The organism is Brevundimonas sp. TWP2-3-4b2 (genome assembly GCF_049897345.1).
Classification (GTDB): Bacteria; Pseudomonadota; Alphaproteobacteria; order Caulobacterales; family Caulobacteraceae; genus Brevundimonas.
In genome coordinates this window covers 612,701-635,444 of record NZ_JAFCWB010000002.1, presented here as the reverse complement: position 1 = coordinate 635,444, position 22,744 = coordinate 612,701, and the positions used below count along the sequence as shown (strand labels likewise).

25 protein-coding genes and 1 tRNA gene are annotated in these 22,744 nt (G+C 68.3%); 7 read left to right on the top strand and 19 right to left on the bottom strand.

Annotated elements, in window-relative coordinates:
- Positions 1-14: 14 nt before the first annotated feature.
- On the bottom strand, positions 15-1,457 hold the full coding sequence (locus tag ACP7AS_RS06735; RefSeq protein WP_426028083.1) for an NAD(P)-binding protein: 1,443 nt from the start codon (positions 1,455-1,457) through the stop codon (positions 15-17).
- A gap of 97 nt (positions 1,458-1,554) precedes the next feature.
- Between ACP7AS_RS06735 and ACP7AS_RS06730 the strand changes: the two genes are divergently transcribed.
- Positions 1,555-2,634, top strand: a complete 1,080-nt coding sequence (locus tag ACP7AS_RS06730; protein ID WP_426028082.1) for a DUF2855 family protein — start codon at positions 1,555-1,557, stop codon at positions 2,632-2,634.
- Between the two features lie 109 nt (positions 2,635-2,743).
- On the opposite strand, the gene ACP7AS_RS06725 is transcribed toward ACP7AS_RS06730, so the two are convergent.
- The 4 genes from ACP7AS_RS06725 to ACP7AS_RS06710 all read right to left on the bottom strand — a co-directional run bounded on the left by ACP7AS_RS06725 (position 2,744) and on the right by ACP7AS_RS06710 (position 7,608).
- Positions 2,744-2,941 (bottom strand): hypothetical protein, encoded by a 198-nt coding sequence (locus ACP7AS_RS06725; protein ID WP_426028081.1) that lies wholly within the window; start codon positions 2,939-2,941, stop codon positions 2,744-2,746.
- Positions 2,934-4,037 (bottom strand): 4-hydroxyphenylpyruvate dioxygenase, encoded by a 1,104-nt coding sequence (hppD, locus tag ACP7AS_RS06720; protein ID WP_426028080.1) that lies wholly within the window; start codon positions 4,035-4,037, stop codon positions 2,934-2,936. Before hppD ends, ACP7AS_RS06725 begins: the two co-directional genes overlap by 8 nt.
- A 261-nt stretch (positions 4,038-4,298) precedes the next feature.
- A complete protein-coding gene (locus tag ACP7AS_RS06715; protein ID WP_426028079.1) occupies positions 4,299-6,254 on the bottom strand; it encodes a M1 family metallopeptidase in 1,956 nt (651 codons plus the stop codon).
- Positions 6,255-6,348: 94 nt separating this feature from the next.
- Positions 6,349-7,608, bottom strand: a complete 1,260-nt coding sequence (locus ACP7AS_RS06710) for a multidrug effflux MFS transporter (RefSeq protein ID WP_426028150.1) — start codon at positions 7,606-7,608, stop codon at positions 6,349-6,351.
- Between the two features lie 126 nt (positions 7,609-7,734).
- On the opposite strand from ACP7AS_RS06710, the gene ACP7AS_RS06705 reads away from it, so the two are divergent.
- The 3 genes from ACP7AS_RS06705 to ACP7AS_RS06695 are packed head-to-tail and all read left to right on the top strand — an operon-like array spanning position 7,735 to position 9,558.
- On the top strand, positions 7,735-8,085 hold the full coding sequence (locus tag ACP7AS_RS06705) for an ArsR/SmtB family transcription factor (protein WP_426028078.1): 351 nt from the start codon (positions 7,735-7,737) through the stop codon (positions 8,083-8,085).
- Positions 8,086-8,088: 3 nt separating this feature from the next.
- The gene (gene arsB, locus ACP7AS_RS06700; RefSeq protein ID WP_426028077.1) at positions 8,089-9,144 is read left to right on the top strand and encodes an ACR3 family arsenite efflux transporter; all 1,056 of its coding nucleotides are present in this window, start codon (positions 8,089-8,091) and stop codon (positions 9,142-9,144) included.
- Positions 9,145-9,558, top strand: a complete 414-nt coding sequence (locus ACP7AS_RS06695; protein ID WP_426028076.1) for an arsenate reductase family protein — start codon at positions 9,145-9,147, stop codon at positions 9,556-9,558.
- 9 nt (positions 9,559-9,567) lie between these two features.
- Here ACP7AS_RS06695 and ACP7AS_RS06690 read toward each other — a convergent pair whose 3' ends face one another.
- Together ACP7AS_RS06690 and ACP7AS_RS06685 are read right to left on the bottom strand one after the other, a co-directional pair.
- On the bottom strand, positions 9,568-10,668 hold the full coding sequence (locus ACP7AS_RS06690; protein ID WP_426028075.1) for an NADH:flavin oxidoreductase/NADH oxidase: 1,101 nt from the start codon (positions 10,666-10,668) through the stop codon (positions 9,568-9,570).
- Between the two features lie 111 nt (positions 10,669-10,779).
- Positions 10,780-10,864: transfer RNA gene (locus tag ACP7AS_RS06685), tRNA-Leu, on the bottom strand.
- Positions 10,865-11,006: 142 nt separating this feature from the next.
- On the opposite strand from ACP7AS_RS06685, the gene ACP7AS_RS06680 reads away from it, so the two are divergent.
- Complete coding sequence (locus tag ACP7AS_RS06680; protein ID WP_426028074.1) at positions 11,007-11,954, top strand: ATP-grasp domain-containing protein; 948 nt, start codon at positions 11,007-11,009, stop codon at positions 11,952-11,954.
- Positions 11,951-12,991, top strand: coding sequence for an LLM class flavin-dependent oxidoreductase (locus tag ACP7AS_RS06675; RefSeq protein ID WP_426028073.1), 1,041 nt, complete (start codon positions 11,951-11,953; stop codon positions 12,989-12,991). The genes ACP7AS_RS06680 and ACP7AS_RS06675 overlap by 4 nt, the downstream gene beginning before the upstream one ends.
- On the opposite strand, the gene ACP7AS_RS06670 is transcribed toward ACP7AS_RS06675, so the two are convergent.
- Positions 12,978-13,850, bottom strand: coding sequence for a hypothetical protein (locus ACP7AS_RS06670; protein ID WP_426028072.1), 873 nt, complete (start codon positions 13,848-13,850; stop codon positions 12,978-12,980). The genes ACP7AS_RS06675 and ACP7AS_RS06670 overlap by 14 nt on opposite strands.
- Positions 13,851-13,941: 91 nt before the next feature.
- On the bottom strand, positions 13,942-14,478 hold the full coding sequence (locus ACP7AS_RS06665) for a DUF1453 domain-containing protein (RefSeq protein ID WP_426028071.1): 537 nt from the start codon (positions 14,476-14,478) through the stop codon (positions 13,942-13,944).
- A 110-nt stretch (positions 14,479-14,588) separates the two neighbouring features.
- On the opposite strand from ACP7AS_RS06665, the gene ACP7AS_RS06660 reads away from it, so the two are divergent.
- Positions 14,589-14,780 carry a hypothetical protein gene (locus ACP7AS_RS06660; protein ID WP_426028070.1) on the top strand — a complete coding sequence of 64 codons (192 nt, stop codon included), beginning with the start codon at positions 14,589-14,591 and terminating at the stop codon, positions 14,778-14,780.
- Positions 14,781-14,867: 87 nt separating this feature from the next.
- Here the strand turns inward: ACP7AS_RS06660 and ACP7AS_RS06655 are convergent, their stop codons facing one another.
- The 10 genes from ACP7AS_RS06655 to ACP7AS_RS06610 all read right to left on the bottom strand — a co-directional run bounded on the left by ACP7AS_RS06655 (position 14,868) and on the right by ACP7AS_RS06610 (position 22,547).
- Positions 14,868-15,668, bottom strand: coding sequence for a hypothetical protein (locus ACP7AS_RS06655; RefSeq protein ID WP_426028069.1), 801 nt, complete (start codon positions 15,666-15,668; stop codon positions 14,868-14,870).
- 98 nt (positions 15,669-15,766) lie between these two features.
- Complete coding sequence (locus tag ACP7AS_RS06650) at positions 15,767-16,774, bottom strand: fumarylacetoacetate hydrolase family protein (RefSeq protein WP_426028068.1); 1,008 nt, start codon at positions 16,772-16,774, stop codon at positions 15,767-15,769.
- A 44-nt stretch (positions 16,775-16,818) separates the two neighbouring features.
- Entirely contained in the window at positions 16,819-17,535 is a 717-nt protein-coding gene (locus tag ACP7AS_RS06645; protein ID WP_426028067.1) for a hypothetical protein, read from the bottom strand.
- Between the two features lie 111 nt (positions 17,536-17,646).
- Positions 17,647-17,907, bottom strand: a complete 261-nt coding sequence (locus tag ACP7AS_RS06640; protein ID WP_426028066.1) for a hypothetical protein — start codon at positions 17,905-17,907, stop codon at positions 17,647-17,649.
- A complete protein-coding gene (locus ACP7AS_RS06635; RefSeq protein WP_426028065.1) occupies positions 17,904-18,410 on the bottom strand; it encodes a methyltransferase family protein in 507 nt (168 codons plus the stop codon). The genes ACP7AS_RS06640 and ACP7AS_RS06635 overlap by 4 nt, the downstream gene beginning before the upstream one ends.
- Positions 18,410-18,781, bottom strand: coding sequence for a cupin domain-containing protein (locus ACP7AS_RS06630; protein ID WP_426028064.1), 372 nt, complete (start codon positions 18,779-18,781; stop codon positions 18,410-18,412). The genes ACP7AS_RS06635 and ACP7AS_RS06630 overlap by 1 nt, the downstream gene beginning before the upstream one ends.
- Positions 18,778-19,848: an isoaspartyl peptidase/L-asparaginase family protein gene (locus tag ACP7AS_RS06625; protein ID WP_426028063.1), complete on the bottom strand. Its 1,071-nt coding sequence runs from the start codon at positions 19,846-19,848 to the stop codon at positions 18,778-18,780. Before ACP7AS_RS06625 ends, ACP7AS_RS06630 begins: the two co-directional genes overlap by 4 nt.
- A gap of 46 nt (positions 19,849-19,894) precedes the next feature.
- Positions 19,895-20,614, bottom strand: coding sequence for an ABC transporter ATP-binding protein (locus tag ACP7AS_RS06620; RefSeq protein WP_426028062.1), 720 nt, complete (start codon positions 20,612-20,614; stop codon positions 19,895-19,897).
- Positions 20,611-21,600, bottom strand: a complete 990-nt coding sequence (locus ACP7AS_RS06615; RefSeq protein ID WP_426028061.1) for a FecCD family ABC transporter permease — start codon at positions 21,598-21,600, stop codon at positions 20,611-20,613. Before ACP7AS_RS06615 ends, ACP7AS_RS06620 begins: the two co-directional genes overlap by 4 nt.
- Positions 21,597-22,547, bottom strand: a complete 951-nt coding sequence (locus tag ACP7AS_RS06610) for a hypothetical protein (protein WP_426028060.1) — start codon at positions 22,545-22,547, stop codon at positions 21,597-21,599. The genes ACP7AS_RS06615 and ACP7AS_RS06610 overlap by 4 nt, the downstream gene beginning before the upstream one ends.
- Between the last annotated feature and the right edge of the window lie 197 nt (positions 22,548-22,744).

Here is a 22,744-nt window from a genome sequence, read left to right as displayed (position 1 = left end):
GCCGCCTGCGGACATCAGATGGCTGTCGACGCGGACAGGCTCCCCGTGGCCGAACGTGCCAGACGCTCCAGATTGGCGGCCGCCGGCCATGCCCGGTCGCGAAGGTCCAGCAGCACCGCCATCTTGTCGGCCTCGTCCGGCGTCACCGCCTTGACCACCTTGGCGAAGCCGTCGAGGCGGCTCTCCCGTATCCAGCGGCGCAGCTCCGGCTCGCTCGACCAGACCAGCTGGTTGCGCAGATTGGCCAGTTCGGCCTGCGGATAGTCCCCGACCTGATCGGGCAGGCCGCCGGTGGCGCACAGCTCATTCTGGCGGGCTTCATTGGCGATGTGGACCTCGACCCAGGCGGCCAGGGCGGCGCTGAAGGTCGGGGCTGGCACCCGGACCATCTGCAGGGTGATGCGGTCGCCCTCGAAGATCGGCACCGGCGGGCGACGGGTGACGGCCGAGGCGGTGCAGTCGATATACAGGGCCCCGTCCTCGACCGGGACAAAGGCGTCGTCGAAGCGCAGTCCCCCGGCCTCGATCGCACGCACCCGGCCATGGCGGAGGACATCGGTGATCAGGCGCAACGTCTCGACCTCGCCGGTCGAAATCGTGGCGCAGTGGAACATCTGCGGGCGGACAGACCGGTCGATCCGCAGCATATTGCCCGCTGCCTCCAGCTGTTCGAACAGGGCATCGATGGTCGGGGCCGTAGCGAAGGCCTGGTAGGCGCGGGCCTGGGCCCCGATCGACTCATGGAAGAATTCAGCGCCCGGCTGGGTGGTCAGACGGTTGATCAGCCAGGACTCGCGCGGCCGGACCCAGGTGATCCGATCCGCCGGCACGCCGGAGCCGATCAGCCAGACCCCGACGTCCATGGCGGTCTTGCCCGCCCCCAGAATGATGTAGCGCCCGGGGGTCGGACCGCCCTGCTGCGCCAGATGGGGCAGGGCGTTCGGCGTCACCAGCCGCACCCCGTCGGCGACGCTGAAGCCCGGCGTGTGGGTCGAGGGGACGGAGGTGCCGAACCAGGTCGCATCGACCGTCTTGCGCCGGACCTGCACCCGGGTTTCCTCCCCCGTCAGCAGGGAGACCATGCGTCCGTCGCCACGCCAGTCCGTCATCGGATAATAGTCGACGCGACCGCTGGCCAGCAGCCGGCGGCGCATCACGGCGTCGAAATAGCCGCACACCTCCGGGCCGGACGCCAGCTCATACAGACCGGCATTGAGCCCGTGCGTGTCCTTCAGCCCCGACCCCAAAGGCAGGGAGTTGACGCCATAGAAGGCCGAGGGCTGGTGCAGGGCCACGAAGGCATAGGCGTCGTTCCAGTGACCACCCGGCTTGCCATGCCGGTCAACGATGGTGATCCGGGCCTCGCTTTCCGTCAGCAGGGTGTCGGCAAAGGCGAGGCCCACGGCCCCACTGCCCACAACCAGATAATCCGTCTCGATCCGGGTCGGGTCTGTCATCTGGTCTTGCTCCCCCGGCCCCCCGGTCTCATCATCCGTAGCGACCGGCGTTATCGTCCACAACCCGCCGGGCCGACAGGTCAGAAGAGGGCGCTCGATGCAGGACTGGGACTTTCTGATCGACCGGACAGAGCTGTCCCTGACCGAGATTCGCCCTCTGCCTGCGCCGGACACGGTCACGCTGGAGGACGGCGAACTGGTGCTGGAAGTCGAGCGGTTTTCCCTGACCGCCAACAACATCACCTATGGCGTCTACGGTGATCGTCTCGGGTACTGGAGGTTCTTTCCGGCGGAGGGAAACTGGGGCCGGATTCCGGTCTGGGGCTTCGCCCGGGTGCTGCGTTCGACGGTCGACTCGATCGCCGTCGGCACCCGCCTGTTCGGCTATCTGCCGATGTCGACCTGGTGGCTCACCCGGCTGGAGCGCAAGGCCCGGGGGGTGGTCGATGTGTCGCCGCATCGCGCCGATCTGCCGTCAGCCTACAACAGCCTCGTCGAGGCCGCGCCCGGCCCGCTTGACGACCAGATCGCGCTGCTGCGCCCACTGTTCCTGACCGCCTTCCTGCTGGACGACTATTTCTCCCACCAAGGGGACTTCGGCGCGACCACCTTCATCCTGTCCAGCGCCTCCAGCAAGACCGCGCTCGGCCTTGCCTGGCTGCTGGCCCTGCGCGGCGTGCGCGTTATCGCCCTGACCTCTGCGCGCAACACCGGCTTTGTCGAAAGCGTCGGCTATTTCGCTGAAACCCGGACTTATGACACGCTCGTGGACAACCCGGTCGAAGGGCGCGTCGTGTTCGTCGACTTCGCCGGTAGCCCTGAGGTGGTGGCCGCGGTCCATCACAGCCTCGGCGAACAACTGGTTCACAGCGCGGTCGTCGGCAGCACCCATCAGGCCGGAGGCGCGGTCGGCCCGGGCCGACTGCCGGGACCCAGACCTGTCTTCTTCTTCGCGCCGGATCGGGTGCGCCAGCGCATCAAGGACTGGGGCGGCGAGATGTTCAACGCCCGGATACAGGTGGCGCTGGAAGGATTCATCGCCGCCAATGGCTGGTTGCGGGTTTCGAGTCATGAGGGCCCGGAGGCCCTTGAAACTGTCTATCAGTCCGTTCTTACCGGCCAGGCCCGCCCTGAAGAGGGAAACATGGTGTTGCCCTGTTCCCCCGCCGGGCCCTGAAGGTGGGGTCACCCGCTGACCACGATCCGATGGCCCTGGAAGCGGCTCAGACAGCAGCCAGGCGGCAAAGAAACGGCCTGTCTGTCAGCTGACAGGCAGGCCGAGCGGCCTATCCCCGCCGATGATGCCGCCATTTCCAGATGCGATAGCCCAAAATCGGCGCGAACCCGCAGACGAGGGCGGCGGCGAGCACCGTCCAGAAGCCGCCGCCGAGGCCGTATTCGCCGATCAGGGCACCGACCACGGCCGCCAGAACGGGTCCCAGCCAGGGCAGCCAGGCCGGCGGGCCGAAGCGGAACTCAGGCATCCACCTTGATGACGCCGCGCCGGATCTGGTCCAGCTCGATGGAGTCGAACAGGGCCTGGAAATTGCCCTCTCCGAACGCCTGGTTGCCCTTGCGCTGGATGATCTCGAAGAAGATCGGTCCGAAGGTGTCCTGGGTGAAGATCTGCAGCAGCAGACCGTCCTCGTCCGAACCGTCGATCAGGATGCGGTTCAGCCGCATGCGGGCGACGTCGTGGCCGTGGCCCGGAAGGCGTTTGTCGATCAGGTCGAAATAGGTCTCGATTGTATCCTGGAAGGGAATGCCGCGGCGCTTCAGCTCTTCCACCGTCTCGAAGATGTCGTCGGTGGCGAGCGCGATATGCTGGATGCCCTCGCCGTTGTAGCGGCGGAGGAACTCCTCGATCTGGGAGTTCTCGTCCTGGCTCTCGTTTAGCGGAATGCGGATGGCGCGGTCGGGCGCGATCATGGCCTGGGACAGCAGCCCGGTCGCCTTGCCCTTGATGTTGAAATATTTCTGCTCTTCGAAATTGAAGACGTCGCCGTAAAAGCCGGACCAGGTGCGCATCTGGCCGCGGCGCACATTGTGGGTCAGGTGGTCGAGCATGTGCAGGCCGACGTTGTTCTTGCGCTCGGCCTCTTCCCAGCCCTCGATCTCGTCCCAGCCGTCGTACAGCGAACCGCCGTCGCCATACTGGTCGACGAGGTAGAGCAGCGAGCCGCCGATGCCCTGCAGGATGTAGGGATAGCCGCCGCCGAGCGCACCGCCGTCGTGGCCTTCGGCCGGACGGCCCCCGCGCGACACGGCACCGTCGAAGGCGGCTTTCGCGTTGCTGACCCGGAAGGCCATGCCGTTGGCCGAGGGGCCGTGCTCGGTGGCGAACTCACCCGCCTGGCCCTTGTGCGAGCGGTTGACCAGCAGGGTGATGTCGCCCTGTTTCAGCCGCACCGCGTCGTTGGCCGGGCTCACGTGCGTCTGGGTGAAGCCCATCAGCTCCAGCCGGGCGACCATGGATGCGGGATCAGGACCGGTGAACTCGACGAACTCGAAGCCGTCGACGCCGAGCGGGTTTTCCGTGTCGAGCCGGGCGGCGGCGTCGGTTTGGGCGGCGTCATGCATCGGGGCGTCTCCTGAGGTCGTGCGGCGTTGATCGCCACTTTCGAGCGGAACCTAGTGATCCGCGATGGTTAAGCCAAGCAGCGGCTGGTCACATGGGCGTTGGTCGTCCTTCCCCCATTTCGGGGGAAGGTGGGCCGCGGAGCGGCTCGGATGGGGGCTCTGTCGGGCGCGCCGTCCCTCGTGCGAGACTTCGCCGCCGCCAGCCCCCATCCGTCAGGCTTCGCCTGCCACCTTCCCCCGTGAAGGGGGAAGGAGTCTGTCTCACGGTCTTCCCACCACCGCATCGACGGAATTGGTCGTCACCGGGTGATAGCCCTGTCGGGCCCGGGCATAGAGCGGTGTGGCGATGGCCCGGCCCCAGTCGCCCTCGGCCCACAGGCTGGTGAACAGCGGCAGGACGAATTTGCGGCGGCCCATGGTGGTCAGGAAATGTTCCAGCGTAGGCACGGCGGGCTGGTAGCGATGCTGGACCGCGATCTGCAGCCAGGCGAAGACGACCTCGGCATTGCCTTCCTGACGCAGGTTCAGCGTCGCTTCCAGATCGGCCAGTTGGGCCGGCGTCAGCCAGTCGGTGCCGTCGACCCGGGCCGCCGGACGCCAGGCGAGGAAGCGCTGCCGCTCCTGCGTCGACCAGCCGGCCCAGGCCACGGCTGGGGCAGGGCCGCCGGCATGGAAGGCCAGGGCCGCGGCATCCACGGGAACGAAGGCGTTGGATACCGGGGCTTGCCAGTTCGACGGCATGCCGGGCTGGTAGATCCAGGCGTCCATCAGCAGCTGGTCCTCGAGCGCGCGGGTCGTGACCAGATGGGTGCGGATGTCCTCGAGGAACAGTTCAGTGGTCATGGGCCGGAAGGCGTTGCGCTCGAAATAGCCCTTCAGCCAGGCGTCGAACCGCGCCCGGCCGACGAGGCGCTCGATGGTGAACAGGAAGGCGGCACCCTTTTCATAGGCGACGTCGGTCAGGCCCTCGTCGGGATCGCGTCCCTCGAGGTCGAGGTGCAGCCGGGTGTCGGCCGGCGGCAGGTCCGCCATCTCGGTCTGCAGGTCGCCCCAGCCGAGGGCGCGCAGCATCAGGGCGCGGTCCTCGCCATAGAGGGCCTCCATGATGCGGTTCTCGAAATAGACGGTGAACCCCTCGTTCAGCCACATGTCGTTCCAGGTGGCGTTGGTCACCAGATTGCCCGACCAGCTATGGGCCAACTCGTGGGCCACCAGACTGACCAGCGACTGGTCGCCGGCGATGATGGTCGGGGTGGCGAAGGTCAGGCGCGGATTCTCCATCCCGCCGAACGGGAAGGACGGCGGCAGGATCAGCAGGTCGTAGCGGCCCCAGCGATAGGGGCCGTACAAGCCCTCGGCGACGTCCACCATTCGCCCCACGTCCACGAACTCTGCTTCCGCCGCGTGCAGCATTGACGGTTCGGTCCACACGCCGGTGCGCTCGTCGATCGGGGCGAAGGCGAGGTCTCCGACGGCGATAGCGATGAGATATGGCGGAACCGGGTTGTCCATTCGGAAGCGCCAGCGGAACCCGCCGCCTTCCGCCGACCTGATGTCGTCCTTCAGCAGCTCGGCGCTCATCACGGCGTTCATCCCGGGCGGGGTCGTGATCGTCGCCTCCCAGGTCTGGCGGATGCCGGGGCTGTCCTGTGTCGGAATCCAGGTGCGGGTCAGGATCGCCTGGCCCTGGCTGAACAGATAGGGCTTATCGCCCCCGGCCGTCTGGCTCGGGGTCAGCCATTGCAGGGCGGCGGCATCCGGGCGGGTCGAATAGGCCACCACGACACGGCGTGTCTCGCCCGCCGCCAGGGCCGGGAAACGGATGGTCAGGGGCTGACCCTTGATCGCGTCATTGGCCCCGGTCTCGTACTGCAACGGGGCACCGGCGGCGTCGGTGACGTTGCGGATGTCGAGGTTCTTGACGTCCAGCACGACCTCATTGGCACCGGGCGCGCCCTGGATATCCAGCGCCGCCGTGCCCGACAGGGTCCGGGTGGCGAAGTCGGCGGCGAGGTCGAGGGCGACGTGGCGGACACGGGCGATGTCCGGTTGGGCGTAGGAATGGCTGTCGCGGGCGTATTCGATCGGTGCCGTCGCCGAGGCCGGCAGCGGCGGCATGTCCGAGCGAGAGGCGGTCACAGGGCCTGACATGGCGGCACAGCCTCCTATGGCAGTGGCGAGGGCGAGGGCGGAGACCAGTCCAAGCGTGCGGATCATCGGGAGTCCTTGACCAGAAGGCCCGCCGGCCTCGCTGGGGCGGTCGGGTGGGGTTCGTTTTCTGCCGGGACAACGCTCCGGCGAGCGAAAAAGATCAAGAGGGGGCCGGAACCGGGACGAGATTGCGCGCCTTGAACAGCTGGCCGCGTTCGGCGACCAGGACACAGGCCAGCGCGGTCAGGCCCAGCGAGACGAAGCCGACGGTCATGGGCACGGCCGAGCCGTTGAACTGCTGGCCGATCAGGAAGCCCAGTGTGGCTCCGCCCGTTGTCGAGATGAACCCCTGGGCCGAGGAGGCCGTACCCGCGATATGGCCCATCGGCTCCATGGCCATGGAGCCGAAATTGCCGGCGATGAAGCCGAAGCAGAACATGGTCAGGGCCTGCAGGACGGCAAAGGTCCAGATCGTCTCATGGCCGGTCAAGGCGACCACCGTATGGATGCCGGACATGGTGATGAAGCCGAGCAGGGCCGTGTGCGAGATCAGGCGTGAGCCCAGCCGCTCGACCAGCCGCGCGTTCAGCAGCGAGGCCACGGCAATTCCGCCCGCGACCGCCCCGAAGACCAGGGTGAACAGCTGCGGCTCATGGAAGACATCGAAGAAGATCTGCTGGCTGGAGTTGATGAAGCCGAACAGCGCCCCCGAAATGGCGGTGATGGCCAGGGTATAGCCGATCGACTGGCGGTTGGTGAGCGCCTCGCGGAAGGCCGAGGTGACGCGGCCGACCTGGATCGGCATCCGGTCCGCCGGGTGCAAGGTCTCGGGCAGGCGGATGGCAGCCCAGACGGCGAAGGCGGCTCCGCCGGCGGCGAGGACGCCGAACACCCAGGGCCAGGGGGCTACGCTCAGGATCACCTGACCCAGAGTCGGGGCCAGAATCGGCACACCGAGGAAGACGAGGAAGCTCAGCGACATGACCCGCGCCATGGTCCGACCGGCATAGCGGTCGCGTACGATCGAGACGGCCAGCACGCGCAGGGCCGCCGCGCCGACGCCGGTTCCGACACGCGCGGCGATCAGCAGTTCGAACGTCGGCGAGAAGGCCGCCAGCACGCTGAACACGACATAGAGCGACAGGCCGACCATCAGCACCGGCTTGCGGCCATAGCGGTCCGCCAGCGGTCCATAGATGATCTGGGTCACGCCGAAGCCCAGCAGATAGGCGGTGATGACCCACTGACGGCTGTTCTCGGAGGCCACGCCGAGCGCCTCGCCGATGGCGGGCAGGGCGGGCAGCATGGAGTCGATCGCGAGCGCATTGAGCGCCATCATCATGGCGATCAGGGCGACGAATTCGGGGAAGCCGGGCCCCTTGAAGGCGGGTGCGGTGGGTTCGGCGGCAGACGCATGCATCGGTCGCAGATGGGGCCGGGGCATGGGCGCGCAACCGCCGGGGCCCAAATAGCCCTGACGAAAGCCGGCTGTGCCGGTTGCCCGTCACGGGGTTGATCGGGGTTTTGTTTCGGATATTCTGGAAATATGGAAATAATCGATGCCGTGAAGAGCCTCTCCGCCCTGGCCCACGAGGGTCGGCTCAAGGTCTTTCGCCTGCTGGTATCGGCCGGGCCGTCCGGAATGGCCGCCGGCGAGATCGCGCGCCGTGTCGGGACGCCGGCCAACACCCTCTCGTCCAATCTCGCCCTGCTGGCGCATGCCGCGCTGGTGCAGTCGCGGCGGGACGGGCGGTCGATCATCTATGTGGCGCGATTCGAGCGGATGGGCGCGCTGATGGCGTTCCTCGCTGACGATTGCTGCGGCGGGGCGGCCGAAGTCTGTGCCCCGGTGGCTGCAGCCGCAGCGCGATCGCGCTGCGTTTCCGTGGAGGCTTGAGACATGTCGGTCTTTGAACGCTGGCTCAGCCTCTGGGTCGCCCTGTGCATCGGGGTCGGAATCGGCCTCGGCTGGCTGGTCCCCGACGTGTTCGCCGCGATCGCCCGGATGGAGGTGGCGCGGGTAAATCTTCCGGTCGCCGGCCTGATCTGGCTGATGATCACCCCCATGCTCCTGCGTGTCGACTTCGCGGCCCTGGGTCAGGTGGGGCGGCACTGGCGCGGCATTGGCGTGACCCTGTTCGTCAACTGGGCGGTCAAGCCCTTCTCCATGGCTCTTCTGGCCTGGCTGTTCATCGCGCTCCTGTTTCGGCCATGGCTGCCGGGCGACCAGATCGACAGCTATATCGCCGGTCTGACCATCCTCGCGGCGGCACCCTGCACCGCCATGGTCTTTGTCTGGAGCCGACTGACCAACGGCGAGCCGAACTTTACCCTCAGCCAGGTGGCGCTGAACGACGCCATCATGATCGTCGCATTCGCCCCGATCGTCGGCCTGTTGCTGGGGCTTGCGGCCATCACCGTGCCGTGGGCGACACTGCTGATCTCGGTCGGCCTCTACATCATCCTGCCGGTGATCGTGGCCCAGATCGTGCGACGGATCGTCATGGCGCGCCAGGGCGAGGCGGGGCTGGAGCGGCTGCTGACTCGTCTCGGCCCGGTGTCGACCACCGCCCTGTTGGCCACCCTCGTCTTGCTGTTCGGCTTCCAGGGCGAGCAGATTCTGGCCCAGCCCCTGGTCATCGGCATCCTTGCCGTTCCGATCCTGATCCAGGTCTATTTCAACTCCGGCCTCGCCTACTGGCTGAACCGGGCGACCGGCGAGGCGCACTGCGTAGCCGGGCCGTCGGCCCTGATCGGGGCCTCGAACTTCTTCGAACTGGCCGTCGCCGCGGCGATCAGTTTGTTCGGTCTGCACTCAGGCGCCGCTCTTGCGACGGTCGTCGGCGTGCTGATCGAGGTGCCGGTCATGCTGTCAGTCGTCTGGATCGTGAACCGGTCGAAGGGTTGGTACGAGGCCGGACCCGCCGTGCGCAAGAACGCCATAAAGGAACACTAGATGTCCGACCCCTTCCCCATCACCGTCTTCCACAACCCCGCCTGCGGCACGTCGCGCAATGTCGTGGCGATGATCGAGGCCGCCGGCTACCGGCCAGAGGTCGTCGACTATCTGCAGGCCGGCTGGACCGCCGAACAGCTGAGCGCCCTGTTCACGGAGGCCGGGCTGACGCCGCGGACGGCACTGCGCGAGAAGGAGGCGGCCGCTACTGTTCCGGCCCTGCTGGACCCCGCGACCCCGGACGTCGCCATCCTGGCGGCGATGCTGACCCACCCGGTTCTGGTCAACCGGCCTCTCGTGCGCACGCCACGTGGCACCGCGATGTGCCGGCCGTCGGAGAGGGTCTACGGCCTGCTGGACAGACGGCCCGATCGCTTCGTCAAGGAGGACGGAGAGGTCGTCACCCTCGCCTAGGGACGGGGGTCAGTCCGCGCGGGGCGTGGGCCAGACCGCATGCCCCGCACGCTGATACTGAACCGGCATGATCTGCGGCACGCCCAGAGCGACCGCGGCGTGGTGGCCCCAGTTCGGATCGTCGAGCGCCGCGCGGGCAATGGCGATCATGTCGGCATCTCCCGCAGCGATGATCGCCTCGGCCTGGGCCGGTTCGAGGATCATGCCGACGGCGATGACGACGGCTTCGGGGACGGCCTGTTTGACCGCCCGCGCGAACGGCACCTGATACCCCGGCTCCGTGCCCGGAATAGGCGCCCCGGCGACATTGCCGCCCGAGCTGACGTGCAGATAGTCATAGCCGATGTCATGCAGGGCACGGGCGAAGGCCTGCACCTCCTCGATGTCGACGCCCTCCTCGACCCAGTCGGAGCCGTTGAAACGGACCCCCAGGGCCCGGGTGCGCGGCCAGGCGTCCCTCAGGGCCTGCGCCACCCGCAGCGGAAACCGCATCCGGTTTTCGGCCGACCCGCCGTAGTCGTCGGTCCGCCGGTTCGACACCGGCGACAGGAATTCGCTGAGCAGATAGCCATGGGCCGCGTGCAGCTCGACCAGGTCGAAGCCCGCGCGTTCGGCCCGCCCTGCCGCCTGGACGAAGGCCGAGATCACCCGGTCCATACCGGCCTCATCCAGCTGTGTCGGCTGGTGCCAGTCGGGTTTGAAGGGGATGGGGGAGGGCGCGAATGTCTCCCACGCCTTGTCCGCAGGGGCCGGTCCGCCGCGATTGATCCACGACGGACTGGTCGCGGCCTTGCGTCCGGCATGGCCCAGCTGAATGCCGATCGGCGTGTCCGAATAGGTGCGGATGTCCGCCAGAATATCGGCGAAGGCGGACTCTTGGGCGTCGTTCCACAGCCCGGTGTCGGCCCAGGAAATCCGGCCCGCAGCCTCGACCCCCGTCGCCTCGACGATCAGCAGCCCGGCCCCCGAGATCGCGAGTTTGCCCAGATGCTGGCTGTGCCAAGGCTGCGGCACGCCCTCGATCGCGGAATACTGGCACATCGGTGCGATCACGATGCGGTTGCCGAGGGTCAGGGGACCGACCGTCTGCGGCGTGAAGAGTGGGCTCATGGGGACCTCGTTTGTCGGGTCCGTAGCTGGGGCTGTTGCAGACGATAACAAGCCCTTCCCCGCGGCAAGGCTCCAATTCAGTCATGATCCGGGTCCCGGTCGTTCGGGCGATGGTGCGGGTGGCCGGGGTCGAACCGGCACTCCTTTCGGAACTGGATTTTGAGTCCAGCGCGTCTACCAATTCCACCACACCCGCGTGCCGTGCGATGCCGAGGCACCGTGGTCGACGTGACCTATCCGCTCGTCCCGCCGTCGGCAAGCATCGGGCGTTCCGGCCGTTCGAATGAATCGCCACAGCCCCTCTTGCGTTTCATCACGCTGTAACGCATCTGCCTTGCATGAGCGCGCATCCCTCAAGCCTGCCCGACCTGGCCGTCGTCTATGAACACCCGCAGTGGTTCGAGCCCCTGTTCGAGGCGCTGGACCGTCACGGGGTGTCATATGTGAAGGTCCCGCTGGCGGGCCATGTGTTCGATCCGGCGGGATCGCCGGCACCGGCGCGGGTGGTGTTCAGCCGGGTGGCGATGTCGTCCTTCCTGCGCGAGCCCGAGCATCCGATCTTCTACGCCCAGAGCCTGTTCGCGCATTGGGAGGGGCAGGGGACGCGGGTGGTCAACGCCTCGGCCCTGGACATCGATACGTCCAAGGCGCGGCAGATGTCGCTGATCGCCCGACTGGGCCTGACGGGACCTGCGACGCGGGTCGCGCACCGTCAGGCCGATATTCCGAAGGCGGCGGAGGGGCTCCGGTATCCGGTGCTGGTCAAGGCCGACATCGGCGGGGCAGGTGCGGGCATCACCCGTTACGAGACTCCGGAAAAGCTCGCCGAGGCGGCCGGTGAAAAATGGTGTCCCGTCGGGGTGAACGGCATCTCGCTGGTGCAGGAATATGCGCCGCGCCGGGGCGGCCGGATCACCCGCGTCGAAACGCTGAACGGCCGGTATCTCTACGCCATCGACATCGAGAGCCCGGGGGACGCCTTCGATCTGTGCCCGGCCGACGCCTGTCTGGTCAGGCCCGGCGCGCCGACCCTGACAATGACGAAAACCACCCCGCCCGCCGAGATTATCGATGCGGTCGAGCGGCTGGCCGTGGCGGGGGGTCTGGAGGTCGGCGGCATCGAATATCTGATCGATGACCGGGATGGCTCGGCCTTGTTCTACGACATCAACGGCCTGTCGAACTTCGTCGCGAAACCGATGGAGATTCTGGGCTTCGATCCGCACGACAATCTGGTCGACTGGCTGGTCGGCATCATCGACCAAGAGAAGAAGGCTGCGGCATGAGGTACGGCTACTGGGCTCCCGTCTTCGGCGGCTGGTTGCGCAACGTCGACGACGAGCGCGCGGCGTCGTGGGAGAACCTGTCGCGGCTGGTGCGGCGGTCGGAAGAGATCGGCTGGGACCTGACCCTGATCGCCGAACTGAACCTGAACGACATCAAGGGCATCGAGGCCCCGGCCCTGGACGCCTGGTCCAGTGCAGCGGCGCTGGCGGCGGTGACGAAGACCATCGAGCTGATGGTGGCCGTGCGTCCGAATTTTCACCAGCCCGCCCTGTTCGCCAAGGCGGCGGCCAATATCGACCAGATTTCGGGCGGGCGGCTGGCGCTTAACGTGGTCTCGTCCTGGTGGGCGAAAGAGGCCGAAAGCTATGGCCTGCAGTTCGACCAGCACGACGATCGCTATGCGCGGACCACGGAATGGCTGCAGGTCGTCGATCGTCTGTGGACGGAGAAACGCACCGATTTCGAGGGCCGCTACTACACGCTGAAGGACGCCATCGTGGAGCCCAAGCCGACCTCGAGCACGGCCCGGCCGCGACCGGTGATCTATGCCGGCGGCGAGTCAGAGGCGGCCAAGACCCTGATCGCCAAACACTGCGACGCCTATGTCATGCACGGCGACGAGCCCGAGCATATCGCTGCCAAGGTCGCCGACATGAAGGCGCGCCGCGAGAGCTTCGGCCTGCCACCGATGTCGTTCGGCATGGCCGGCTATGCGGTGGTGCGCGACAGCCAGGCCGAGGCGGATCGCGAGCTCGATCGTATAACGAGCATCCCCGGCCTGGCCAAGGGCACGCCACCTCCCGGCTTCGCCAATTTCGACCAGTGGCTGGCGGGCACCGAGCTCGAGCGGGAGCTGAAGATCCGGGAATACAGCGTCTCCAACCGCGGCCTGAGACCGGGCTTCGTCGGCACGCCCGAGGTGATCAGCGAGCGGGTCGCGGCGTTCGAGGCGGCCGGCCTCGACCTGTTGCTGCTTCAGATGTCGCCGCAGGAAGAAGAAATGGAGCGGTTCGCCGCCCAGGTCATTCGCCGCTAGCCCGCCGCGCGGCGGCGCGTTCTTCGCGTTCCCGCGCCCGGTTCTCGCGCCGGGCCCGCTCCTCCTCCCGCGTCTGATAGCCCGCCACGACGAAATGGGTCTGGTAGAGGATACGGGTCGTCGGTACGGGCCCTTCCGGGTTGGCAAGGTTCCGGACCCGTGCGTTACGGGCCGATGCCAGCATCGCCTCGCCGAACCTGCCATCGCGCGGATGCTCGGATTCAATGGCATAGTCCCGCAGGCTGCCGTCTGGAATGGTGACGCAGGTCGCAACGGCGAAGCCGCGGGCGTAACTGGTTCTGGGGAAGCGCGGCGTTGGGCGTACGACCCAGGTCAGGTTTGTCGGCACGCCGTTATCTTCCAGAGCGCCCAGCTCGACGTCCCGCGGATCAACAAGTGGGCGGCCGCAGGCGGTCAGCGTCTGGTCGATCGACGCGGACGAGGCAGGAAGTTGCAGATCGTAAAGCAGATTTCGACCACCCGAGGCACCGCCAGGGACCTGAATCCGCAGCCGCCCGCCAGCACGAAGTTCGCGTGCGAACGGGGCCGGAAGTTGGGCAACCGCCACGGTGTTGTCGGTGGCTACCGTCCACCGGCTATCGTCCAGTTCTGCGTCGCCAAAAGCGATCCGCAGGGGTCGGGTCGTCGCCGGGCCCGCGGGCGGCAGTCCCGTGATCACCGCCTCGAACCCACCGTCGATGCATCGCGTAAAAATTCCGACGCCGTTGTTGAACCACGTGGAGGCGGCAACCAGCTTCTTGCCGGGATCCCGCAGCACGTCCCAGTCGCGGGTCGCATCCTGAGCGAGCGCCGGAAGGGCGACAGCGCAGGCGAGGAGGGTGGTCAGTGAACGCTTCATGGTGACAATCCGGGCGGGTCTCGAGACACAACCTTTTGGCGTTCGATGCGCGTGGTCAAGCCATGATTGAAAGAGCGCCGGTATCGTGCGTCTAGCCCGCAGTCTCCACATGGTCGTCGGGCCGCCCCGCCATGATCCGGCGCGCCCGGATGAACATCTCGACGCGCTGGACGATGATCAGGCCCCCGGCCAGGAGCAGGAAGGCCTGTTCCACGGCGACGACATGCAGGCCGAGGCTGTCGGCGTGACCTTCCATCCAAGGGCGGGCTAGGGAGCGGACGGCGATCAGGGCGATGATCAGGATGATGCCCAGCGGCGAGGCCTGGGCCTTCAGCACGCCGTCGGCTTCCTTTTCGATCACCACCATCCGCCCACGCCAGTAACCGCCGATCGCACCCAGTACGGCACCACCCGCCAGCAGCGCCCAGTCGGCGGGACCGTAGGGGGTCAGGTCCGCGCCCGGGGCCTGACGCATACCCCAAAGCCCCAGGCCGATCAGGACGGTGAAGACCGCCGGCAGGATCCACATCAGCCCGGGACGCAACGTCCGCTTCTGTCGATTGCGCAGCAGGATCACCACCAGCGCGATGCCGATCCCGATCAGCGGGCCGTATTGTTGCGGTGTCATCGGCGGTGTCCCCCGGCCCGAAAGCGGCCGCACAGCTGTCAGAAGCTTAATCCCTCGCGCGCATCCGTAAAGCGCGGTCGCAGCCTCTGCTCCGGAAATCGGAGGTCGAGATGAAACGTGTGATGCTGGCCGTGATGTCGGGCCTGCTGCTGCCCTGTCAGGGACCGGCGGCGGTGCTGGCACATGAGGCGCGGCCGGACGCGGTCGGGTCGAGCGGCGCGAATGTGCGCGCCGGCTCACCCGGGGGCCGGACACCCCGGACTCTCTTCGGTTCGCCCTGTGATCACAGGCCGGAGGCCTGATGTCCACATGCGACCGGCGAGCGCCGCCACTGACGTTTGCGCGGGTAAGGCGATGCTGAAAGCGTGGACCGTGCCTTCAGTCTGACGCTAGTCGCCGTTGCCCGCCGGGAGCCGACTGGGCGCTGGAGTCAGGCCGGGTCCCCCGTCAAGAGAATAGCGGGTCACAAAGGTAATCCGGCGGTCGGCGATGCTGCCGATGGAGCCCGCTGAAGCTGCGACCTTCGCGGTCTGGTGAGCCCCAAGGGTGGCAGCGCGACCAAAACCGCTTCCTTCTGGAAACTCACTTTCGGCCGTGCAGTCCCTTAGCCCGCCGTCCGGGCGAACATAGCAGAGAATGGCGGCCAGTCCGCTGCCGTAGCGGGCGCGATCGGGGAAATTGATCTCGGGCGATCTGACCCAGACCATCCCAGCGAAATCGGCACCGCCGGGGGCGGAGACCTGTCCAGGTGGCTCGAGATCGTGGCCGCAGGCGCGGAACACCTGGCTGATTGACGAGTCTGATGCGGGTAGATCGACGACGAAACGCCGCGCCGTTTCACCGTCTTGCGCCGTGATCGAAAGGCGGCCGCCCCGGCTCAGTCGGGTCGCGACCGAGCGCGGCCAGATGGCGAAGGCTGAGCTGCTGTCGCTTCCGGAAATCCAGCGCGCCTCCGTCTCGGGGTCATCGCCCATGCGGTACCGAAGCGTGCGTTCTCCCGACGCGAGAGGCAGTCCCGACAAGACCACGCTGAGATTCGTGTCCATGCACCGGACGGCGACACCGAAATTCGGGAACGTCACCGCGGCGATCGAGAGCTTGCGCGCCGGGTCGGCACCAAAGTCCCAGTCGTCTTCCCCATCCTGTGCGGCTGACGGACCGTTCGACAGTAGAAGGCAGCCGGCCAGCACGGCCCGAGCTATCGTCCCAGCTTTCACCCGCGATCTCCCCGTATTGGGTTTCTGATGACGCTAACGGTTCCTGCTGATCAGGGCGTAACGCCGTTGACTCAAACCTTTTCCACCGTCTGTTCGATGGCGCCGAAGATGGAGTGGTGTTTGTCGTCCAGCATCTCGATGCGGACCGTGTCGCCGGCCTTGAGGAAGGGCGTCTCGGCCTGGCCGCGCAGGATGGTCTCGACCGTGCGGACCTCGGCGATGCAGGAATAGCCGAGGCCACCCTCGGCAACGGGCTTGCCGGGGCCGCCCCCGGCGTCGCGGTTCGAGACCGTGCCCGAGCCGATGATGGTTCCGGCGCACAGGGCGCGGGTCTTGGCCAGATGGGCGATCAGGGTGCCGAAGTCGAAGGTCATGTCGACGTCGGCGTCGGCCTTGCCGAAGTCCGCGCCGTTCAGCTGGACGCTGAGCTCGCCCTTCAGCTTGCCGTCGGCCCAGCGGTCGCCCAGCGCCGCGGGCGTGACGAACACCGGCGACAGGGCCGAGGCCGGCTTGGACTGGACGAAGCCGAACCCCTTGGCCAGTTCGGCCGGGATCAGGTTGCGCAGGGAGACATCGTTGACCAGTCCGACCAGGCGGATGTGCTCCAGCGCCTCTTCGCGGGTCACGCCCTGGGGCACGTCGCCGGTGACCACCACGACCTCGGCCTCGAGGTCGCAACCCCAGCTTTCGTCAGCCAGGGGGATGGAGTCGCGCGGGGCCAGGAAGCCGTCCGAGCCCCCCTGGTACATCAGCGGGTCGGTCCAGAAACTGTCGGGCATCTCGGCGTTGCGAGCCTGCCGCACCAGGGCGACGTGGTTCACATAGGCCGAGCCGTCGACCCACTGATAGGCGCGGGGCAGGGGGGCCGCGGCCTCGCGCTCATGGAACCGGCCGCGTGGCACGCCGCCGTGTTCGAGGCTTTCCGCCAGGGCAAGAAGGTCGGGTTCGATGCGTTCCCAGTTGTCCAGCGCGGCCTGCAGGGTCGGCGCGATCAGGAAGGCGTCTGTGAACCAGTGCAGGTCGCTGGAGACGAGAACGAGGCGACCGTCGCGGCCGTGCTTGAGCGAGGCGAGTTTCATGTCTCAAGGTCTAGGCGGTTTCTCCGAAGGACGAAACCGGGTTTTCAGTGCCCACCGTGGGAGACTTTCCCGCTGCCGGATGATCCATGGCTGGAGCCCTGGTTCGACAGTTCCGCATGGGCGTCACGCAGGTCGCGGACGCGCTTCTGGCGGAGGCCCCAGTGATCGTTGAAGTTGCCGATGGCGACCCGCAGCGCGTCGTTGCGTTCCTGGACGCTGAGGCTCTTTTTGCCTTCGTGCGGCGCATGGCTGTCGTGGGTGCCTGTATGGCTGTTGTCGGTGTTCACAATCACAGTGACGGCACCGACCGGGGCCGGTCCGGGCTCGGGATGCCCGGGCTTGTCGCCATGACCCGCAGCATGGCCAGGATTGCCATGCGGGGCGTGCGGCGGGTCACCGGCCTCGCCTTTCAGGGCCAGGTCGAGCGCCTTGATCGCCTTGCCGGTGCCACCGGCCACGCCCAGGGTCTTTCCCAGTCGCCGGTCGATGGTTCTACGCAGCGCCGCCGCCCGGGCGGGCAGTGAGTCGCCGTCGGCCTTCATCGCCTCCTTGGCGGCGTCGTCGATCTCTTCCCAGATTGAGTCCGCGGCATCCACGCGGGAACGTCCGGCGCGTTGGCCGAAATACCAGCCGATCAGCAGGGCGGCGGCCAGCGCCAGCAACAAGGCCCCCCAGAGGGCCGGATTGGCGCCGATCATGATCGGAGCATCCAGCGGGGCGTTGGCGGGGTCGGCGTTGGCGAAGTCTGCGCCGTAGGACATGCTGCTCCCCCTCGATGGCCGTGAACCGTTCGGCGCGCATCTTGCCCCGACCGTGACGCTTGGCAACGACAAAGGTTAACGACGCGACGGATTCTCGCTGAAGGCGAGTGATCAGTGCGGCGGGGTGATCAGCGCCTTTGTTTCGGCTCCCGTGCGGGCACCGATGTCGCGGACCTCGACCTCGACGACAATCGCGCCCTCAGGCTCGTGGGCCCAGAGGTAGCGGCGCTCGATCTCGACCTCACGGCCCGAAGGGGCGGTGCCGACGAAACTGTCGCCCCAGGGCGTGATCTTGACCAACTCGGGCCAGATCAGGCTGCAGGCCTGTTCCAGCTCTTCGAGGGCCATGGCCGACAACTCGTCATCGCTCACAGCCACCGCCGCACCGCCTGGCGATAGGCGTCATAGGCGGCCCCGAATTTGGCGGACAGGTACCGTTCCTCGCGCTGGATGACGAACCGGTCGACCACCAGCAGGCAGGGGACCAGCAGGATGAGCGCGATCCAGCTGTCCATGGCGATCGCGAGGCCGAGATAGGTGATGGCGAAGCCGACGTAGATCGGGTTGCGGCTGAATCGATAGGGCCCCTCGATGATCAGGGCGGTCGAGGGCTTCCATGGTTCGACCGCCGTGCCCCGTCGGCGGAACAGGCCGGCCGCCATGCCGTCCAGCAGCAGGCCGCCGATGATCAGCGTGAGCGCCGCGCCGCGTCGGGTCGCGATCTCGAGATCAAATCCCGCGGCCAGCCAGCCGAACCCTGCCGCGACGATCTCTGGCCGGGCCCCCAGTGCGCTGACACCCCATCCCGCCAGCAGAAAGCCGAGATAGATCAGGGGCGGCGGGGCGATGACGCCGGGGTGGTCGGTGTCCGACATCAGATCGTCTGTCCCTGCGGCGCGGTGAAGTTCGAAGCGGGCGCGTCTCCGGTGTTGATGACATCCGACGGCTCGAAGATCAGCACTTCTGCCTCATCATCAGCACCCGTGCGGTGCTCCACCCCGCGCGGTACGACGATGAACTGGCCGGGCCCGAGCGTCTCGATCCGGTCGCGGAACTCGACGCGGAAGCGGCCCTTCCAGACAAGGAACATCTCGTCGGCCTCGGCATGGCTGTGCCAGGGGAAGACGCCCTGCACCTTGACCAGCCGGACGTCCTGCCCGTTCAGCCGGGCGGCGACCCGTGGCCGCCAGTGATCCGAGAAGCCGGCGAACTTCTCTGCCAGGTCGATGGCCGAGTCCTGGTTCATGGCCGCAGGGCCTCGTCGCCATAGATCGCGACCCGGGCCGGCGCGCTGGAGGACACCGCGCCGCGATACATGCCCGAAGTGGTCAGGGCGAAGGCCGGGCGGCCCGCCGTATCCATGACGATCACGCCACCGGAGCCGCCCAGCAACAGGGCATCCTCGACCTCGGCCTGACCGGCGGCCTGACCCGTGGCCCCCGCCTGAATGCGGCCACAGATGTCACGGGCGACCGAGGCGCGGATGTAGAACTCGCCGTCGCCGGTCGCCGAAACGGCGCAGCCGTCGCGGTTGGAGGCATAGGTGCCCGCGCCGATGACCGGCACGTCGCCGACCCGGCCCCAGCGCTTGGCGGTCATGCCGCCGGTCGAGGTGCCGGCGGCCAGATGGCCCTGGCTGTCCAGCGCAACGGCCCCGACCGTTCCGAACTTCCGCTCGTTCAGCGGCGGCGCGACCTCCGCCATTGCGCCGGGCGCAGGTGCGGCGGGTACCCCGGCGGGCCGTTCCGGGATCGGCAGGTTCTGTGCCCGCAAGGCCGTCTCCAGCCCCTGCCAGCGGCGTTCGGTGAAGAAGAAGGACGGCGCGACCTGCTCCAGCCCGACCGAGGCGGCGAAGCTGTCGGCACCCTGGCCGATCAGCATGACGTGCGGGGACTGTTCCATGACGGCGCGAGCGGCGGCGATCGGATGGCGGGTGGTGGTCAGGCCCGCGACGGCACCGGCGGTCAGGTCCGCGCCGTTCATCACGGCGGCGTCCAGCTCGTTGCGGCCGGCGGCGGTGAAGACCGCCCCGCGCCCGGCGTTGAACAGCGGGTCGTCCTCCATCAGCTGGATCGCTGCCTGGACGGCGTCCATTGCGGTCCCGCCGCTGGCCAGCACGGCCGACCCTGCCTCCAGCGCCCGGTGCAGGGCGGCGCGATAGGCGACATCCTGGTCCGGTGTCAGGCTGGCGCGCTCGATCACCCCGGCCCCGCCGTGGATGGCGAACGACCAGCCGGGCGCGTCCTGGGCGACGGCGGGCGAGGCGAACAGCAGAACCGCCAGCGCGGTCGGGATCAGACGGGGGATGGGCATGGTCGGCCTCTCGAAAACGAACGCCGAGCCTCGGGCAAGCGCGGCCCTAACTCAAGGGGTGACCGCAGCAGGGACAGCCATCGACCTCGACGCCGAACAGGGCGCGGATGCGGTCGGGTGCGAGGGCATGGCGCGGCGCGGCCATTTCGGCCTGGTCCGGCCCCAGCGCCAGCACCCGGTCGGCGCGGGCGGCGAAGGGCAGATGGTGGGTCGAGGCGATGACGATTCGGCCCTCGGCTGCCAGCGACCGGATCGCGGCCTCGACCGCGCGGGCGTGGGCCGGGTCGAGCAGGGCCAGCGATTCGTCCAGCAGACAAAGCCGCGCATCCTGCACGAACAGCCGGGCGATCAGGACCAGCTGTTGCTGGCCGCTGGACAACCGGTCGAAGGGGCGGTCGGCCAGGTCGCCGACCTCCAGCCGATCCAGTGCCGCCCGGGCCGCCTCCATGTCCGCCGGGGCGAGGCCGGAGGACCAGCGGCGCAAATGCGCCCGTCCCAGCGCGGTGACATGCAGGGCCGTGAACCCGGCCCCGACCGCGCCGGGCGGCGGCAGATAGGCGGCCCGCGGTCGGGCGACCGAGCCCGACAGCGGTGCCAGAAGGCCCGCGAGGGTCTTCAGCAGCGTGGTCTTGCCTGCGCCGTTCGGGCCGATCAGGGCGATGATCTCGCCAGGCCGGATCGTCTGGTCCAGCGGCGGCAGGCGGAATCCCTTGCCGCTCCGGCCCGGGCGTCCGGCCACCAGTCCTTCGAGGTGCAGATCGCTCATGACCGCCTCGACGTCAGGACAAACAACAGCAGGAAGGCGGGGGCCCCGATGGCGGCGGACAGCAGGCCGACCGGGATCTCGGCCGGACCGAAGGCGGTGGCCAGCCGATCGATGACGATGGCGAACAGGGCCCCGATCGCCATCGAGGCGGGGATCAGCTGCCCGGCCCGCTCACCCACGATCAGGCGCGCGGCATGGGGGGCCAGCAGGCCGATCCAGCCGACCACCCCGGCCACGGCGACGGCCGCCGAGGTCATCAGGGCGGCGGCGGCGAGGGCCATCAGGCGCAGGCGTCGCGCGGGCAGGCCGAGCGACCGCGCCTGCTCATCGCCCAGCGACAGGACGTCCAGCCGAAAGCCGAGCCAGAGCAGGGCAGCCGCGCCTAGGCAAACGGGTGCGAGGGCGATCAGCGCCTCGACCATCGTGGCGCGGGTAAACGAACCCAACAGCCAGTAGGTGATGGCGGGCAGCTGCGAATAGGGCTCGGCGACGATCACCACGAGACCGAGCCCGGCCGAGGCGAGGGCCGCCGCGACCACGCCGCACAGGATCAGGGCCAGTCGGCCATCGCCGCTGCGGGTCAGGGCCGCGCAGGCCAGGGCCAGGGCACCGGCGGCCAGACCGCCGGCGAAGGCCGCGCCCTGAACGATGGCCGCCCCCGCCCCGGCCAGCAGCGCCAGGGCCGCGCCGAGGCCGGCCCCGGACGAGACGCCCAGCAGATCGGGGGCCGCCAGCGGATTGCGAAACAGGATCTGGAATCCCGCCCCGGCTCCCGCCAGGGCCGCGCCGCAGGTCAGGGCCGTCAGCAGGCGCGGGCCTCGCAGGGCCAGGGCCAGTTCGGCATCGGGTGCGCCGTGGCCGAACAGGGCCGACAACAGCCCGGCGGGGGCCACAGCGAGCGGGCCGGTCGACAGCACCACGAGGGCACCGACGATGGCGAGAAGGGCGAGGCCGCACCCCGGCAAGACGGCTTTCAGCCGGCTCAAGCGATCCAGCTCGGACGCGGGATTTCGGACGGTGCCATGCCGTACATCCGACGGCTCAGTGAGGCTGCGGTCAGGATCGACCCCTCCGGATCGGCCAGCCAGGCACAGCCCAGCAGACGGTTGATTGAGGGGGGGCGGTCGATCCAGCCGAAGGGTCGGTCCGGCAGCAGCAGAAGGCGACGGCGTCCCCCGCTGCGGCGTCTGCGCCAGACCGGATCGGCGCGGGCGGCTTCGGCGAACGCGGGGCTGAGGGTCACAATCACCTCGGGATCCCAGGCGGCGACCTGTTCGCGGGTCACGCCGCCGATATCCCGCGAGCCTTCTGCGACATTGGTCCAGCCTGCGCCTTCCAGCACCTCGGTGGCCAGGGCACCCCGAAACCCGGTTTCAAGCCCGTTCGCACCCCGGGCATAGTAGAAGCCGGGGCCCGACGGTGCCCGGCCCCAGCGGTCCAGCACGGCTTCGGCCTCATCGGCCAGTTCGCCCGCGGTCGGTCCGGCGTCGAGCAGGCGCGCGGCCTCGCGGATCGCAGCCGGAATGCGCGTCAGCGCGCCGTCGATCAGATGCCAGTCCACACCCAGACGCGTCTGCATCCCCTGCGCCAGCGCGCGGTATTCGGGATCGGTGTCGCCATAGTCGATGACGAGCCTGGGCTTCAGCGCGGCGATGGCTTCCAGATTGGCCGGCCGGCCGCCGCTGGCCATTGCACCCAGTTCGGGCAGGCCGGCGGCCAGGGCAGGCAACATGGCCAGTGCGGCCGGAGCCGGCTTGCGCGGCCACCCGGCCAGCCGTTCGCGTGCGACCGCCCAGACCAGCAGCGCCGCCGGCGCTCCGGCCGCAACGACATCCCGTGTCCTGACAGCGACCGCGGACGGGCCGCGCGAGCAGGCCGAAACCGCCAGGGCACCGCCCATGCCCATCAAGGCTGCCCTGCGTGTCGTGGTCATCCACCGCTCCATATCGCCGAATCCCGCCATCGTGCCGATGCTCCGCGCCGGCCGCCACCCTGCAGCCAATTTACCCTTAACTCTTGTCCGGTCTTCCTCACCGTGCTGGTTATGCGCCTTTCGCGCGTCAGGTGGGGCGCAGCATCAAGGGAGTGAGCCGTTGAGTACGACGGACGCAGGGGGCGCGGTTACATCGC

Coding starts and splice junctions, on each gene's coding strand:
- ACP7AS_RS06625 (WP_426028063.1), bottom strand. CDS start 19,848: ATGCCCATCCCCCGTCTGATCCCGACCGCGCTGGCGGTTCTGCTGTTC.
- ACP7AS_RS06630 (WP_426028064.1), bottom strand. CDS start 18,781: ATGAACCAGGACTCGGCCATCGACCTGGCAGAGAAGTTCGCCGGCTTC.
- ACP7AS_RS06675 (WP_426028073.1), top strand. CDS start 11,951: ATGAGGTACGGCTACTGGGCTCCCGTCTTCGGCGGCTGGTTGCGCAAC.
- ACP7AS_RS06730 (WP_426028082.1), top strand. CDS start 1,555: ATGCAGGACTGGGACTTTCTGATCGACCGGACAGAGCTGTCCCTGACC.
- ACP7AS_RS06705 (WP_426028078.1), top strand. CDS start 7,735: ATGGAAATAATCGATGCCGTGAAGAGCCTCTCCGCCCTGGCCCACGAG.
- ACP7AS_RS06620 (WP_426028062.1), bottom strand. CDS start 20,614: ATGAGCGATCTGCACCTCGAAGGACTGGTGGCCGGACGCCCGGGCCGG.
- ACP7AS_RS06695 (WP_426028076.1), top strand. CDS start 9,145: ATGTCCGACCCCTTCCCCATCACCGTCTTCCACAACCCCGCCTGCGGC.
- ACP7AS_RS06610 (WP_426028060.1), bottom strand. CDS start 22,547: ATGACCACGACACGCAGGGCAGCCTTGATGGGCATGGGCGGTGCCCTG.
- ACP7AS_RS06715 (WP_426028079.1), bottom strand. CDS start 6,254: ATGATCCGCACGCTTGGACTGGTCTCCGCCCTCGCCCTCGCCACTGCC.
- ACP7AS_RS06650 (WP_426028068.1), bottom strand. CDS start 16,774: ATGAAACTCGCCTCGCTCAAGCACGGCCGCGACGGTCGCCTCGTTCTC.
- ACP7AS_RS06670 (WP_426028072.1), bottom strand. CDS start 13,850: ATGAAGCGTTCACTGACCACCCTCCTCGCCTGCGCTGTCGCCCTTCCG.
- ACP7AS_RS06665 (WP_426028071.1), bottom strand. CDS start 14,478: ATGACACCGCAACAATACGGCCCGCTGATCGGGATCGGCATCGCGCTG.
- arsB (WP_426028077.1), top strand. CDS start 8,089: ATGTCGGTCTTTGAACGCTGGCTCAGCCTCTGGGTCGCCCTGTGCATC.
- ACP7AS_RS06725 (WP_426028081.1), bottom strand. CDS start 2,941: ATGCCTGAGTTCCGCTTCGGCCCGCCGGCCTGGCTGCCCTGGCTGGGA.
- ACP7AS_RS06635 (WP_426028065.1), bottom strand. CDS start 18,410: ATGTCGGACACCGACCACCCCGGCGTCATCGCCCCGCCGCCCCTGATC.
- ACP7AS_RS06710 (WP_426028150.1), bottom strand. CDS start 7,608: ATGCATGCGTCTGCCGCCGAACCCACCGCACCCGCCTTCAAGGGGCCC.
- ACP7AS_RS06660 (WP_426028070.1), top strand. CDS start 14,589: ATGAAACGTGTGATGCTGGCCGTGATGTCGGGCCTGCTGCTGCCCTGT.
- ACP7AS_RS06735 (WP_426028083.1), bottom strand. CDS start 1,457: ATGACAGACCCGACCCGGATCGAGACGGATTATCTGGTTGTGGGCAGT.
- ACP7AS_RS06690 (WP_426028075.1), bottom strand. CDS start 10,668: ATGAGCCCACTCTTCACGCCGCAGACGGTCGGTCCCCTGACCCTCGGC.
- hppD (WP_426028080.1), bottom strand. CDS start 4,037: ATGCATGACGCCGCCCAAACCGACGCCGCCGCCCGGCTCGACACGGAA.
- ACP7AS_RS06645 (WP_426028067.1), bottom strand. CDS start 17,535: ATGTCCTACGGCGCAGACTTCGCCAACGCCGACCCCGCCAACGCCCCG.
- ACP7AS_RS06680 (WP_426028074.1), top strand. CDS start 11,007: ATGAGCGCGCATCCCTCAAGCCTGCCCGACCTGGCCGTCGTCTATGAA.